Origin of the sequence: Mesorhizobium sp. B2-5-13, assembly GCF_006440535.1 — a bacterium.
Lineage (GTDB): Bacteria > Pseudomonadota > Alphaproteobacteria > Rhizobiales > Rhizobiaceae > Mesorhizobium > Mesorhizobium salmacidum.
Map to the genome: position 1 here is coordinate 254,579 of NZ_VFUI01000005.1, position 13,436 is coordinate 268,014.

Here is a 13,436-nt window from a genome sequence, read left to right on the forward strand (position 1 = left end):
CTGACCTCCGCCTGCCGGTGATCATCCAGTCCACGTTGTCGATCGGAGAACGGCCTGAATATGTTCTGCGAGCTCAAGTTCGCCCGCCTCGATCTGCAAAGATATCGGGCTCGCCAGCAGGAATTTATTCAACCCGTGAATGGGGAGCGGCTCTAGTGCCGTTTCTCTTCGGTGCCCCTCAGGTGTTTTGAGCTTGCGGTTGGCGACATTTCTCTTCCTTGTCCCTCTTGCCTGCCGGTTCCGAGGATTGGGAGCGGGCAACTGCGGCCTCGCAGGTAGACCGGATCTCTTCGACCTCGGCCGCCGTTAAATGATCTATCCCGATGAAGCTGTTCTTGCCCGCACTCACGCGCACCAGTTCGTCAAGCTTTGCCTGTACCGCTGCCCCATCTCGATTCTGCGTATTCTGGATAAGGAAAACCATCAGGAAGGTGATGATCGTCGTCGAGGTGTTGATGATGAGCTGCCAGGTTTCCGAAAAACCGAGGAAAGGTCCCGAAAAGCCCCAGACCGCGATCAAAGCCATGCAAAGGATGAAGGTGATCGGACGACCTGCCCCGCGAGCGACAGCGTTAGCGATCCTTGCGAATGTCTTTTCCATTCAGCTCCCAAGCCATCACAAGAAACCCCGCCGAGCGGGGTTCCTTTGAACTCAATGGGCAGCCGCTTTTTTCTTGGTGGCCGATTTGGGCTGACCAGATCTACCCCTGGCCGCGGAGTCCTTTGAGTGGGCTGCCATAGCTGGGGCAGCTCCAGTCTTCTTGGCCGTGCTCGCCTTCGCAGTCGCTGCTTTCTTCGTCGCTGCCTTCTTAGCAGGCGCCTTTTTCGTGGCCTCCTCGTTCGAGGAGAAAATGCCGGTGATGCTGCCGATGATGGACACTGCGCTGCCCTCCGTTGAACTGGACCATCAATGCGCATCCGCCCGAAACGGTTCCATTAGACCAGCGTGGCTTGAGATCTGTGACCGCGCCGCATTGATCAATCTCTCGAACGGCGCCTGTGGCGAGGAAGAGTAGCGACCGTTCCCTTGGCTATTCGCGACATCTGCGGTAGCATCAAAACCCCTGGCAGCCGTAAGGTCACGATAACTGTTACAGCGCGAACAATTTGGGGGAGATGAGGTTGGAAAGCAGTCGCAATGCGCGATCCAACCAGTGGAGATCGTAAATATCCCGCTTTGATTCCGGTCGCCGGCGAGCGGGGACATTTCGGATAACAATGTTAGTCCAGCTACGATCCAGCATGATCCCGTTCAGCCAACATCGGATAGCATCCTTGTGGCCGCGGCACGTTTGCAGGCGGCGATCGACAAGCGAGCCGGCAACGATAGCACGGGACCCGAAGACCGCCGGCGCGCGTGGGGCACCAGCGGAACCTAATATCCCCGCGCGACTTGTGTCGGAATGAGCACGCGCGGCATCAAGTTCCTAAAACAATGGATCGCGAACAACGTCCCTGAGAACGCTACGGCGGACGTCATCTCGATTGATGAACTCACACACAAGCTGATCGCCGATGCCAAGGCGATCGGTATCAAGCGGGTAGAGATCGATGAGGATGTCGACAGCCTCTACCGCACGATCCTCGATGCTATAGTGCGTTTTGGTCCCGGTTTGACTGAGTAGCCGTACACTGCGCTTTTCGGTTCATGGGTCTTTGACTACTTCGGGCTTCAGCCGCTCATGCCTCGGCTGCTCGTGCCACATCGCCTGATGCAAATCGTGATGTCGACCGGCTGTCCGCAGATCTTGCACTATAGAAATGGTCGCCCTCGTCGGAGGGCTCGTGCGGCTTGCACTTGAGGGCGGCCCAAGGTGTGAAGGCTTTGCCATGGGGCAAGCAACATCCCGCCATGGTAAGAGTTCCGGAACTGTTTTAGCTAAAGCTGATGATTGACTAGGGGTTGGCAGCAGGGGGCCTACTTGGGATCGCCTGACCTCGATCCCCGTGAGACCCGCCGCTGGGCTTGAATGTGGAGTCAACCGGGAGGGCCAGAGTGGGTGTGGTCCTTGTCCCCTCATCCGTTGCCAGGACGTGATCCGCCTGATTTGGCAATCGCCTTGGAATTCAAGCTTGTGCCGAGCAGGAGAGTTACAGCCAGCGGCGAGACCGCAGCGAAACGCCCCGCCCTCTTAAGAAAAGTCCCGGCGCGCTTGAGATTCCGATACAAGGCCCTGGTCGAGTTCTTTTCGTAGCGGTTCGTGTTCTGGGTCGACATTTACAAGGCCTCCAATTCGACACCACCGTACCACTCGCAGTATCGGTCGCAGCAAGCATTCGACTTACATGGGTGCATGGAAAGAAGTAGAATACTTAAAGGAGAATTCGGCCCGCCAGTGCGGTGCATGATGCGCGTGGCTGCTGCGGAAAGCTTTTATCTTTCCGGACGGGAACAGCCGGACGCGCGACAAGTTCGGGCGAACGCAGCCGAGTCCCTTTGCTGCTGGCCAAGCGGGTAGGTTTGGCCGGCCCGCGCCTTTCTGCCAGGGCGCGGGCCAATTGCGTTGGGGCAAGATGCGGGTACGCGAAGCGTCCGGTGATTGGCGCTCGCGGCTGGCCCGGCCGGCGGCGTCTCATTTCCGTTTAGGAAACTGGATCACCTTCGCCTCGGGCTTCGCTCCAGCGGCTCATGGCCGGGCACTTCATGCCAGAAGACTTGGCCCAAATCGCGCTGATCGACGGGCTGACCGCATGCGGGACAGTTGTAGAAGTGATCGCCCTCGTTGGTGAGCTCAAGTCCGTGCACCTTGCCATGAATCGGAGGACCGAAGTCGGAGTGCTCACTCCATTCCAAGAGGTCTGGACGTTCGTCAGGTCCGACCAAGCTGTACTCATACGCGGTGGCTTTCTCTTCATCGACCACCCGGAACCAATGATCCTGCAGTGCTCTTGGCGACACTCTTTGTTGTCCGGCGGCGGCCTCGGCGGCTTTCATAGGATCGCTCTCCACGACAGTGCCAGACGACACGACTGTATTGCTGTAGATCTCTTCGACCTGATACTTCGTCATCGTCGCTGCATTCCGATGAGGTTGCAAAGTGGTAGCTTTGTTGCGTCGCGCATGCAGTATGCAGTTCCGGAACTCTTTTAGCTACAGCTAATTGACTGGCGGTTGGTGGCAAGGGGGCGCGAGGTGCCGCAGTATCGGGTGAGATCATGGCCGCCGGATCGGCTGTGTCTTCGAGCATGGTCATCGCACAGCTTCCCTTCAAAGCGGCAGGGGCACACATCGGCCAGCCTGTCAGGCGCCAGGAGGAAAGCTGGGTGCGTGTCACGGAGACCAAGGGCGAAAAGCGAACCTTCGCTTACGTTTGTCGGACGGCATGAGCGCTTCCGTGGCGGTCCCTTCCTTTAAAAATGCCAAGGTTCACCCTCACTTTTCCCTCATCGATATGTGGAGTTTTCTTCATTCCGCCGCGCGATTTGTCTGCCGGCGGCGCCACGTTCTATTGCCGGTCCGGCGACTAGTCTGCCCTTCAGAGCGCGCTAGTAATGGGCCCCCTTCGGCGGGAAAGACAATTCCGGCTCCTTCGAAAGCCAGGAGCAAGGCGGCGACAGTGCGGGGATGCGGTTTCCTTACCCCGTTCTCAAATTCGCTGATCGTCGCTTCGCTAAGATTGCACTTGGCGCCAAGCCGCACTCGCGACCAGTTCAATAGCGCTCTTGCTGCTCGCGACTGCTCTGCCGTCAGGTTTCGCACTTCATGGACCTCCTTGCCGACGAACAGCGGACCGTGCGGAAGGTTCCCGAAGTATTTCAGCGCGCGCTAACGGAACGGAAGCGGCTCTCAGCATGCCGGCGAGGGCCGATTGTCGTTTGTTCCGCCGTGCTCTTGATCGGGCGACGACTGGATCCACGCGATCAAGTATGACGGGTTCCGCACCCAGCTGATCCTCGATTGGGATGGCGCCCGGGCCGACACCAGGATCGGCAGCGACTGGTCGAAGCGCGAGGAAATCCGATAGTCGCGCTGCCTCGCCGGATAGTGATGCATCTTCTCGTTGGCAGAGTAGTAGCCGCGATCCGTTCGCAGCGCCTCAGAGGACAAGGTCACCAGCCCCCCGGACCGCTCTCTTCGCATGCGGCGAGCCGAGGATGGTTGCACATGACCTGAATGTGCCGTCATTACCCCGCCCGCTCCGGCCCCAAGGCGAGGTGTGTTCGCCAGAATGGATGCGCAGGAGAAAACCTGTTCGCAGAGGCAGGTATTTATGCTGCAGCGCAGCAACCAACTTGGAAAGGCGGCGTTCCGGTGTTTGATCTGCTTTGGATTTCACGCAAAAGGATGCCGACATGAGAAGTCTCACCGATACCGTCGCACGCTTGGCTGCTCGGCGAAAGCAAAGCAACTCGTTCGTGGCCGGTGACGTCGGAAGGGATCGATTTTCCGAACTTCAGGCGTTCGGGTCCAACCCAGGACGGTTGCGGGGCTGGACATACCGCCCCAAGGACCTGGCAGCGGATGCACCTCTGGTCGTTGCTCTCCATGGCTGCACGCAGTCGGCTGTGTCCTATGACCGCGGCGCGGGCTGGTCGAGGATGGCAGATCGCAAGGGCTTTGCCGTGCTCTATCCAGAACAGCAGCGTAGCAACAATGCCAATCTTTGTTTCAACTGGTTCGCCCCAGACGACACCCGAAGAGGCTCGGGTGAGGCACTTTCGATCCGGCAAATGATAGAGGCCGTAGTCATCGCAAACGATGTGGACCGGACTGGGATCTTCGTCACCGGACTTTCCGCTGGCGGGGCAATGGCCGCCGCGATGCTGGCCACTTATCCGGAAGTCTTTGCGGGCGGGGCCATCATAGCTGGTCTACCCTATGGCAGCGCCACTACCTTGCCGCAGGCATTCGACCGTATGCGAGGTCATGGCGGCCCAACCGCGAAGCAGTTGGCGTCGGCAGTCAAGCAGGCGTCCGGTCACTCCGGACCGTGGCCGAAGCTCTCCGTCTGGCATGGAAGCGCCGACACGACGGTCAGTCCCGTCAATTCCGACCAACTCGTCCGGCAATGGCTTGCACTTCATGGACAAAGCGAAGCTCAAGCCGACACCGCGGAGCGGCAGGGCTATCGCCGCGACGTTTGGAGGGATGCTACGAATCAGGAAGTCATCGAATCCTACCTCATCCCAGGTATGGCGCACGGGACACCTGTGGACTCGGCAGACGGCTTGAGTGACGGCGGACCTTTTATGATCGACACCGGCATATCATCCACTTCGCTTATCTCCCGGTTTTGGGGACTAGCCGGCACTGAGGGCCAGTCGCCAGACGCCCATCCATCGACGAGATCGGCGCGACACTCCCCTTTGGCGGTCGCGCACCCGCCGTTCCAGCCGCCGAGCGGCCCGGACGCCGGCCCTGGTCAGATTATCGAAGACGCTCTTCGCGCTGCCGGCTTAATGAAATAGAGTAACGGCCATACTTCAATCGGCACAACTTTTGTTTCAGGCCAGCCCCCGAGGCTCCCTATTCGAAAACGGGACCGTTACAGTAACGCGCGACTTTAGGCATCCTTGGCGTCGGGAGGTCAGGTGTGCCGGGAACGCTTTTGTTGAACTTTAAACCCTCCACTCCCGCAGGATCACACCCTGAAGCTGCTTCTGGACAATTGAATTGATCATGGTCGGGCCGAAGCTGGGCTCCCCGGTGGAAATCCAGATTATTATCCCAGGCTTCGCCACCGCAGTCTAAAGCCGCCATGAGCCTGCCAGCTGACTGCAAGCGGCCCAACGGGAACACTAGGCGATGATTTGGCGCAGGCGCCGGTCTCCGGCCGGCACAAGCGAAAGATTCGTCCTTGTCCCGGAACATAGAACGACCGTCGAGGTTGGACGGCAGCGGGCACAGTCGACCAACCGAACTGCAGCGGCTCGCTTCGGAGAGGCGTGAGGCCGCCATAAGGACCTGGCGAATAGAGGAGCGACCTATGCGAGCGTTGGTCTGGCACGGCAAGGAAGACATACGCTGCGACGAGGTTTCCGATCCCGAGATTGAGGATGAACGCGACGCGATCGTCAAGGTGACGAGTTGTGCGATCTGCGGCTCCGATCTCCATCTGTACCACAACTTTGTGCCGGCCATGCTGCCCGGCGACATCATGGGTCACGAGATGATGGGAGAAGTCGTCGAGATAGGCTCGGGGGTCAACGGCGCTCTCAAAAAGGGGGACCGCATCGTCGTACCCTTCACCATCATTTGCGGTCAGTGCGACCAGTGCAAGCGGCAGAATTTCTCCGTTTGCGAACGCACGAATCGCAAGAAGAACCTTGCCGAGAAGGTGTTCGGGCACGCGACGGCGGGATTGTTCGGCTACACCCATCTGACCGGCGGCTATCCCGGCGGACAGGCCGAGTATGTGCGGGTGCCGTTTGCCGACACGACGCACATCAAGGTGCCCGACACTCTGACCGACGAGCAGGCGCTTTTCCTCGGGGATATCCTCCCCACGGGATGGCAGGCAGCTGCCCAGTGCGACATAGAGCCCACCGATACGGTTGCCGTGTGGGGCTGCGGCCCTGTCGGGCAGATGGCGATCCGCAGCGCGCTACTGCTCGGTGCGGGGCAGGTCGTAGCCATAGATTACCTGCCGGAACGGCTTTCGATGGCCGCGGCAGGCGGCGCCATACCCGTCAACTTCGCTGAGGAGAGTGTCGTCGAACGGCTGAACGAGCTCACCAGCGGCAAGGGTCCGGAGAAGTGCATCGACTGCATTGGCATGGAAAGCCACGTTTCGCTCGCCCAGCCGGACACCGTTTACGACCGCGCAAAGCAGATGGTGCTGAGTGAAAACGACCGGCCGCACGTTCTGCGCGAAATGATCTACGTCTGCCGGCCGGCCGGCGTGATCTCGATCCCGGGTGTCTATAGCGGTCTGCTGGACAAAATTCCGATGGGGCAGGCAATGAACAAGGGGCTCACCTTCCGCATGGGACAGACGCATGTGAACCGCTGGACGGACGATCTGCTGCGCCGCATCGAGGAGGGTCAAATCGACCCGTCTTTCGTCATTACCCACACCGTGGGGCTCGACCAGGGGCCCGACATGTACCGGGTGTTCCGCAACAAGCAGGACAGTTGCATCAAGGTGGTACTGAAACCGTAGGAAAAACGTCATGAACTTGGTTGCAAAACTCACCAACATCAGCAGATTGCCTGGCGATCCCAAAGTGCTGAAGATCGGCCCGAGCGTGATCGGCGCGGCCGACAGCCTCGCGCGCAAGCTAGGCTGGCTCAGTATAGCGCTGGGCGTCTTCGAACTCGTAGCGGCAGACAGGGTTGCCGGCGCGCTCGGTATGAGTGGGAAGGAAAGCCTGATTCGGGCTTATGGGACTCGGGAAATCAGCAGCGGCATACTCTCGCTTTCGGTGGACAAGCCGGCGGGGATGTGGAGCCGGGTAGCGGGTGATGTACTGGACATCGCAACGCTATTGCCCGCGTTTCGGCATGAAAATCCGAAGCGCGGCAATGTGGGCCTTGCACTTGCCATAGTCGGCGGCGTGGCATTGCTCGACCTCGTCGGCGCGCAAGGCGTAACCACACGTCATTCTCGCGGCCACGTCAAACCGCGCGATTACAGCGATCGCACCGGCTTCCCGGGCGGCCTCGCCGCCGCCCGGCAAGCGGCCCGCGCGGGTCGTACTTCAGCAGCCGGGGCCGCCTGAACAGGTCGCGGCGCCAGGCGACGCGAGCCGGATGGCCGCGTGCGAGGTCCATCAGGATCGCGCGACGTGTTTCCTGCCTAGGCCAGGTTCTGGAAACCCGTCAGGGCGAGCCTCGCTTGGGCAACTCCGCCGCTTCCGCTACCTGTCTTTGCAGACATCTTCGGGAGCGCTCTGCCCAATCGGAGCCATCCCTGACCTCTGTCCGGTCGAGTTCGCGCTCGATTGTGTCCCGCGACCCTTCTGCAGGATCTTGCTCCAGGGCTGCGTCAGGGCCGTATCAATCTGGCCAGCGCGGCCCAAAGGACGATCGCGCCGCCCTACGCATGATGTCGGGTCCACTTCCAAATGAGCGCCAGCGCGAGTAACGCGCTGGTTGACAATGTTGGTTGGACGGCGCCAAGCCTCCAAGCTGCGACGGCGACTAGGCCATTGCTACACACCGTGTTGACCTCTGTGGCAGGCGCTTCATTCCGAGGAGCCGGAAATGGCGTTCACAGTGATCTGGTACGGACGGCAGGGCGTTTTTGACAAGGTGACCTTTGACGCTGAAAAGACGGCCAAAGATCACGCAATCGCCATGTTCCAGACCGAAGGGTTGACGACGGCGTCATATGCGTTGAAGTTCGCAAGGACAGCGGTACTGTCGTCTTCAGCCACGCCGAGAACTAGTCAGTAGGAGGCCGCTTCCGTGCCCGAACATAGGCAAGTTCCCGCTTTATGAAAGGTTGATTGCGACATTGCGCAGGAGCGCAACCGATTTTCGCATACCTTCCATCGGGGTCAGCATCATGTCCTCGTGCTCGATTGACAAGACATCGTCGTAGCCAACCTGCTTGAGCGCGGTACAGAACTGCCGCCACCAGGTCTCACCGTGACCGTATCCGAGTGTGATGTAATTCCAGGCCCGTTCGGCATAGAGGTTTGGTGGGCGCGGATCGAGCGTGCCGTCGATGGCCGCGGTGATTGGCTCGATTCGGGTATCCTTGGCGTGGACATAGTAGATGGCCGAGCCGAGCGTGCGGATGGCGGCAATCGGGTCCGCCCCCATCCACAGCGGATGACTAGGGTCATAGTTGGCGCCGACCGTTTCTCCGACAGCGTCACGCAGCTTGAACAATGTCTGGACATTGTACACGGACTGATGGCCATGCAGTTCCAGGCATAGTTTGTGGATGCCGAGGTTGTTTGAAAACGCGACGAGGTCGCGCCAGTAGGGAATTATCCGCTCTTCCCACTGATAGCGCTGGATCTTGAGGCATTCCGGCGGCCAATCGGTGATGATCCAGTTCGGGTTGGCGTCACCCGGCCCGCCCGGCAGGCCCGACATCATGACTACACGATCAATCTCCATCAGGCCGGCCAGCCGGATGGTGTCCTGTGTCACGCTATGGTGGACCTTGCCCTGCGGCCCCGGGTGCAGTGGATTGCCCGAGCAATTGAGCGCCGCAATCGTCAGCCCGTGATCCTGGACCTTGGCAACGAAGTCCTTGCGCGTGGCAGCGCTCGCCAGCATGGCCTGCAGGTCGATATGGGGCGCGGACGACCAGTTGCCGCAGGCGAACTCCAATGTCTGCAGTCCAAGCTCGGCCGAAGCGCGCAACATCTCGTCGAATGAGAGGTCGCCGAGACTGTCCGTAATCATCCCGATCTTCATCTGGAAGCTCCTCGTTCGATTGCACTAAAACCTGACGGTCTCGAACCTGCCCGACCTAGCGGAGGCAAGCGCGGCCTCGCACAGGATCATCGCTTTCCGGCCGTCGCTTGCCGAGACGTCGGGCCGTCGCCCTGTTTCGACGCAGATAATGAAATGATCGATCTCGGCGGCATAGGACTCGGCATAGCGCTCAACGAAAAAGTAATATGGTTTGTCGCGCGATATCGCCTTTGCGCCTGATATTTCGACCGATGTCGGCTCCCTGTTGCCGGCCCGCAGCATCCCATCCGCGCCATGCACCTCGATGCGCTGGTCATAGCCGTAGGCGGCCCTGACGCTGTTGTTGATGTGACATTGCCGGCCGGACGCCGTGCGCAGCACGAACATCGCGGTATCGTAGTCCCCCAGCTTGGCATATTGCGGCGCGACAAGTGACGACCCGGTCGCGAAGAGCTCCACCGGCTCCTCGCCCAACAGGTTTCGTGCCATGTCGAAGTCGTGGATGGTCATTTCCCGGAAGACGCCCCCTCCCCCTGCCAGCGCTTCCTCGGTTTCCGGTTCCGGATCCCGGCTGGTGATGATGACCTGTTCAATGGCGCCGATCTCGCCTTGCGCAAGGCGGGCCTTCAGCGCCCGAAAACTCGGGTCGAACCGACGGTTGAATCCGATCTGAAAGGGCACACCTGCCTTCTCGACAGCCGCCAGACATTGATCCGTGCGCTTGAGATCAAGATCGATTGGCTTTTCACAGAAGATCGCCTTGCCTCTGGCGGCCGCGGCCATGGCCAGGTCCGCATGCGTTCTCGTTGCCGAAGCAATGAACACCATGCGAACCGATGGGTCATTCATCACGGTCTGGGTGTCGGCGATTTCAGCTCCTGTCAGGGCAGAGACCTTCGCAGCGGCCTCGGTGTTCGGATCGACGATGTAGCGCAGGCGCACCCGGGGATGGCGCGCCAGGTTGGCTGCATGCACCTGGCCGATAAGGCCCGCTCCGAATAGACAGACATCGATCATGGGTTTGATTTCCCTGAAAGGCCGCGTGGTGTCGCGCGGCCTTGAACGTGGCCGGGACGGCGACTTGATTGAGGTGAGTGGCTGCCCAGCCGGGTCGTCATTTCACGGCTCCCATGGTCAGCCCGCGAACCAGATGGCGCTGCACCAGAAGCGCGAAGAAGACGATCGGCAGCGCGCCGATGACGCCGGCCGCCGACATTGAGGCCCAGTCGGTGTCGATGCGGCCGATCAGCGTGGCGGTGCCGCGCGGCATCGTCATCGCCCGGGGCGTGGCCGTCAGCGCCAGCGCGAACAGGAATTCGTTGAAAGTGACAAGCACGGCAAAGATGGCGGTCGCCGCGAGGCCGGGTGCTGCCAGCGGCAGGGTGATGCGCCGGAACGCACCGAAACGGGAATCGCCATCGACCATGGCGGCTTCCTCGAGATCCACGGGGATTTCGCGAAAGAAGCTCTCCATCATCCAGACGCAGAAGGTGATGTTGAAGGCGGTGTAGGTGGCGATCAAACCCAACCAGCTGTCGAGCAGGCCGAGCTTGAGCATCAGCAGATAGACCGGGATCAGGATGACGACCGGCGGCACGATGCGCAGCGTCAGCAGGAACAATCCGACCTTGCGCTCCATGGCGAAAGGCAGGCGAAAGCGGGCGATCGCATAGGCCCCCATGGCGCCGGCGACCAGGGCGATCGCCACGGAGAAGAATGTCACCACCAGCGAGTTGGTCAGATAGGCGCCAAACTGCTTCTCCGTGAACAGCCTAATGTAATTGTCCAGAGTCGGAACATGCGGATAGAGCGTGCCTTCCTGGGTGATCTCGCGATTGGACTTCAGCGAGGTCGAGACGAGCCAGTAGATGGGCAAGAGCACGATAGTCAGCACCGCGCTCATTACTCCGATGCGGGCCAGACGACTGTTCATGATGCGTCGACCCTGCGCAAAAGCCGCACGGCGCTGAAGGCCAGGGCAAGCACGACGAGACCGATGGTGACGAACAGTGCCGCCGCATAGCCCGTCTGCTGGAATTTGAAGGCGGTGTCATAGCCGTAGATCGAGACCAACCGCGTCGCCTCGCCCGGTCCGCCCCGGGTGAGCACGAATACCTGGTCGAACGTGCCGAAGGCGTCGATCGTTCGAAGCACGATGGCGATCGCCAGCACGGGCCGCATCATCGGAAAGGTCAGGTCGGCAAACACGCGCCAGTTGCCGGCGCCGTCGACCCGGGCGGCCTCGAAGGGTTCGTGCGGTAGCGACTGCAGGCCGGCCAGCAGGATCAGGAACATCAGCGGCGTCCATTCCCAGACATCGAGAACGACGAGGCCGATGAAGGCCTTGACGGGGCTGCCGAGGATCTGCACCTGGCCGCCGCCCGTCCACTCGGAGATTGCCGTCAGCATACCGGCGTCGCTGGCGTAGATCAGCCGGAAGACGATGGCGACGACGACCGGCGTGATCACCATCGGGATGATCAGAATGGTTCTGAGCAAGCGGATGCCGCGAAATTCCCGCAGGCAAAATAGCGCCAGGGCAAAGCCCAGGATCGCCTCGAAGGTGACCGACAGGGCGACGAATTCGACCGTCACCCAGAGCGAGTTCAAAAACTGCGGGTCGCTCCACAGCTGGATGTAGTTATGCGTGCCGACATCGGCGACGACCGAGCCGTAGCGATAGACCTTGGTGCTGGCGCGCAGACCGTCCCACAAGGGATAGACGAGCACGCCAAGCACGATCAGCAGGCCTGGCGCCAGCATGAGATAAGGGAGGGCGAGGTCGAGCCCCGCCCCCTGCAGACGATATTTGCGGCTCTGCGTCCCGCCGTTTCCCATCAATAGTAGCCGACCGAAGACAGGTAGTCCTTGACCTGCTTGGCGGCATTGTCCAATGCGGCCCCGCCACCCGAGCCAGCCTGCAGCGCCTTGTTGAGTTCGATGCCGAGCAGTTCCTCGACCTTGGCCCAGTCTGGCGTGCGCGGCCTCGGCAGGGCGCCGGCGTCGAGCTGCTGCAGAGCGACCGGGATCAGCCGGTTGCCGGGCTTGGCAATGCCGAAGGCGCTGCGCTTGACCGGAATGGAACCTGCTTCCGACAGCTTGGCCTGGATGTCGGCGCTGACATACCACTTCAGGAATTCGACCGAATTGGCCTTGTTGGGCGCCGATTTCGGAATGCCGGCGATGAAGATGCCCATCTGGGCGATCGCCGCAGTGTGCTTCGGCACGACGCCGAAATCGAGCTTGCCAGCCACCTTGGTCTGTGTCGGATCGTCGGCCTTCAGCGCATTGCCGGAATACTGGATGATCGCGCCTGCTTCGCCGCCGAGGATCGCCGCACCTTCCTGGTCCGAGTCGAACTCGACGACGCCGCTCGGCGCGTTTTGCTTCATGGTGCCGACGAAGAATTCTGCCGAGGCCTTGCCTTCGGCGGAGTTGAAGACCGGGTTCCACTTGTCGTCGAAGAAGGAGCCACCAAATGACAGGAAGACCGGGTACCAGCTGGTCACGATCGGATTGCCGGAAACGCCGCGGAACACGACCGGATATTTGATCTTGCCCGCCGCCACGCCTTCCTTGCCCTTGGCGATGACCTCGTCCCAGGTTTTCGGCGCACCGCTCGTGTAGACGTCGTTGCGGTAAGTCAGGGTCTGCAGATCGCCGACGAACGGCACGCAGATCAGCGTCGGCGTGGCGGTTTCGAAGCCTTTCACGCGTGCGCCCTTCTGCGGCGGCCAGTAGCCCATGTCGATCATCGAGCCAATCCAGTCCTTGTCGCCGCCGTCGATGCCGGCCGCTCCAAGATCCTCGAGCACATTGGCGGCGCCGAACTGCGGCACCCATGGATCGTCGAGAAGATAGAGGTCGTACTGGCCGGCGCTGTTCTTGGCGTCGGCGAACCACTTCTCCAGCGTCACGCCATATTCATCCTCGAGGAATTCGATGTCGAAGCCGGCATCCTTGGCCAGCGGGATGATCTTCTGTTTGAACGGCGTCAGGCCGCCATCGGCGAAAGCGCCGATGATCACCTTCTTGCCGGCCGCCCTGGCCGGGACAGGCAGGCCGAGTACGGTAAGGGCGGTGCTGGCAAGCGCCAAGCCAAGTCCTCCCTTGAGTACGG

General features: G+C 60.8%; 14 protein-coding genes and 1 pseudogene. 6 read left to right on the forward strand and 9 right to left on the reverse strand.

The window, feature by feature from the left end:
- Positions 1-178 precede the first annotated feature (178 nt).
- Entirely contained in the window at positions 179-601 is a 423-nt protein-coding gene (locus FJ434_RS11595; RefSeq protein ID WP_140510061.1) for a low affinity iron permease family protein, read from the reverse strand.
- A 160-nt stretch (positions 602-761) separates the two neighbouring features.
- On the opposite strand from FJ434_RS11595, the gene FJ434_RS29760 reads away from it, so the two are divergent.
- Together FJ434_RS29760 and FJ434_RS11605 are read left to right on the forward strand one after the other, a co-directional pair.
- On the forward strand, positions 762-1,016 hold the full coding sequence (locus FJ434_RS29760; protein ID WP_181165890.1) for a hypothetical protein: 255 nt from the start codon (positions 762-764) through the stop codon (positions 1,014-1,016).
- 387 nt (positions 1,017-1,403) lie between these two features.
- Positions 1,404-1,625: a DUF768 domain-containing protein gene (locus FJ434_RS11605; protein ID WP_140747003.1), complete on the forward strand. Its 222-nt coding sequence runs from the start codon at positions 1,404-1,406 to the stop codon at positions 1,623-1,625.
- A 413-nt stretch (positions 1,626-2,038) separates the two neighbouring features.
- On the opposite strand, the pseudogene FJ434_RS30605 reads toward FJ434_RS11605, so the two are convergent.
- The 3 genes and pseudogenes from FJ434_RS30605 to FJ434_RS11620 form a co-directional block, all read right to left on the reverse strand.
- Positions 2,039-2,234: pseudogene (locus FJ434_RS30605) on the reverse strand (hypothetical protein); the annotation flags it as partial.
- Positions 2,235-2,596: 362 nt separating this feature from the next.
- Positions 2,597-3,010 carry a hypothetical protein gene (locus FJ434_RS30185; protein ID WP_246675989.1) on the reverse strand — a complete coding sequence of 138 codons (414 nt, stop codon included), beginning with the start codon at positions 3,008-3,010 and terminating at the stop codon, positions 2,597-2,599.
- Between the two features lie 396 nt (positions 3,011-3,406).
- Positions 3,407-3,700: a helix-turn-helix transcriptional regulator gene (locus FJ434_RS11620; RefSeq protein WP_281405578.1), complete on the reverse strand. Its 294-nt coding sequence runs from the start codon at positions 3,698-3,700 to the stop codon at positions 3,407-3,409.
- Positions 3,701-4,293: 593 nt separating this feature from the next.
- Here FJ434_RS11620 and FJ434_RS11630 point away from each other — a divergent pair.
- The 4 genes from FJ434_RS11630 to FJ434_RS11645 all read left to right on the forward strand — a co-directional run bounded on the left by FJ434_RS11630 (position 4,294) and on the right by FJ434_RS11645 (position 8,338).
- Entirely contained in the window at positions 4,294-5,409 is a 1,116-nt protein-coding gene (locus tag FJ434_RS11630; protein ID WP_140747009.1) for a PHB depolymerase family esterase, read from the forward strand.
- Positions 5,410-5,927: 518 nt separating this feature from the next.
- Entirely contained in the window at positions 5,928-7,103 is a 1,176-nt protein-coding gene (locus FJ434_RS11635) for a zinc-dependent alcohol dehydrogenase (RefSeq protein WP_140714600.1), read from the forward strand.
- Between the two features lie 10 nt (positions 7,104-7,113).
- Positions 7,114-7,662: a hypothetical protein gene (locus FJ434_RS11640; RefSeq protein ID WP_140747012.1), complete on the forward strand. Its 549-nt coding sequence runs from the start codon at positions 7,114-7,116 to the stop codon at positions 7,660-7,662.
- A 484-nt stretch (positions 7,663-8,146) separates the two neighbouring features.
- A complete protein-coding gene (locus FJ434_RS11645) occupies positions 8,147-8,338 on the forward strand; it encodes a hypothetical protein (RefSeq protein WP_140508170.1) in 192 nt (63 codons plus the stop codon).
- 39 nt (positions 8,339-8,377) lie between these two features.
- Here the strand turns inward: FJ434_RS11645 and FJ434_RS11650 are convergent, their stop codons facing one another.
- The 5 genes from FJ434_RS11650 to FJ434_RS11670 all read right to left on the reverse strand — a co-directional run bounded on the left by FJ434_RS11650 (position 8,378) and on the right by FJ434_RS11670 (position 13,413).
- Complete coding sequence (locus FJ434_RS11650) at positions 8,378-9,316, reverse strand: sugar phosphate isomerase/epimerase (RefSeq protein WP_140508169.1); 939 nt, start codon at positions 9,314-9,316, stop codon at positions 8,378-8,380.
- A gap of 24 nt (positions 9,317-9,340) precedes the next feature.
- Positions 9,341-10,333, reverse strand: coding sequence for an inositol 2-dehydrogenase (gene iolG, locus FJ434_RS11655; RefSeq protein ID WP_140747015.1), 993 nt, complete (start codon positions 10,331-10,333; stop codon positions 9,341-9,343).
- Positions 10,334-10,430: 97 nt separating this feature from the next.
- Positions 10,431-11,249, reverse strand: a complete 819-nt coding sequence (locus tag FJ434_RS11660) for a carbohydrate ABC transporter permease (protein ID WP_140508165.1) — start codon at positions 11,247-11,249, stop codon at positions 10,431-10,433.
- Positions 11,246-12,154 (reverse strand): sugar ABC transporter permease, encoded by a 909-nt coding sequence (locus FJ434_RS11665; RefSeq protein WP_140747018.1) that lies wholly within the window; start codon positions 12,152-12,154, stop codon positions 11,246-11,248. Before FJ434_RS11665 ends, FJ434_RS11660 begins: the two co-directional genes overlap by 4 nt.
- Positions 12,154-13,413: an extracellular solute-binding protein gene (locus FJ434_RS11670; protein WP_181165891.1), complete on the reverse strand. Its 1,260-nt coding sequence runs from the start codon at positions 13,411-13,413 to the stop codon at positions 12,154-12,156. The genes FJ434_RS11665 and FJ434_RS11670 overlap by 1 nt, the downstream gene beginning before the upstream one ends.
- Between the last annotated feature and the right edge of the window lie 23 nt (positions 13,414-13,436).

Bases quoted from the DNA above. Each gene is read 5' to 3' on its own strand.
- FJ434_RS30185 (WP_246675989.1), bottom strand. From the start codon at position 3,010: ATGACGAAGTATCAGGTCGAAGAGATCTACAGCAATACAGTCGTGTCG.
- FJ434_RS11630 (WP_140747009.1), top strand. From the start codon at position 4,294: ATGAGAAGTCTCACCGATACCGTCGCACGCTTGGCTGCTCGGCGAAAG.
- FJ434_RS11595 (WP_140510061.1), bottom strand. From the start codon at position 601: ATGGAAAAGACATTCGCAAGGATCGCTAACGCTGTCGCTCGCGGGGCA.
- FJ434_RS11660 (WP_140508165.1), bottom strand. From the start codon at position 11,249: ATGAACAGTCGTCTGGCCCGCATCGGAGTAATGAGCGCGGTGCTGACT.
- FJ434_RS11635 (WP_140714600.1), top strand. From the start codon at position 5,928: ATGCGAGCGTTGGTCTGGCACGGCAAGGAAGACATACGCTGCGACGAG.
- FJ434_RS11645 (WP_140508170.1), top strand. From the start codon at position 8,147: ATGGCGTTCACAGTGATCTGGTACGGACGGCAGGGCGTTTTTGACAAG.
- iolG (WP_140747015.1), bottom strand. From the start codon at position 10,333: ATGATCGATGTCTGTCTATTCGGAGCGGGCCTTATCGGCCAGGTGCAT.
- FJ434_RS11640 (WP_140747012.1), top strand. From the start codon at position 7,114: ATGAACTTGGTTGCAAAACTCACCAACATCAGCAGATTGCCTGGCGAT.
- FJ434_RS11650 (WP_140508169.1), bottom strand. From the start codon at position 9,316: ATGAAGATCGGGATGATTACGGACAGTCTCGGCGACCTCTCATTCGAC.
- FJ434_RS11605 (WP_140747003.1), top strand. From the start codon at position 1,404: ATGAGCACGCGCGGCATCAAGTTCCTAAAACAATGGATCGCGAACAAC.
- FJ434_RS11665 (WP_140747018.1), bottom strand. From the start codon at position 12,154: ATGGGAAACGGCGGGACGCAGAGCCGCAAATATCGTCTGCAGGGGGCG.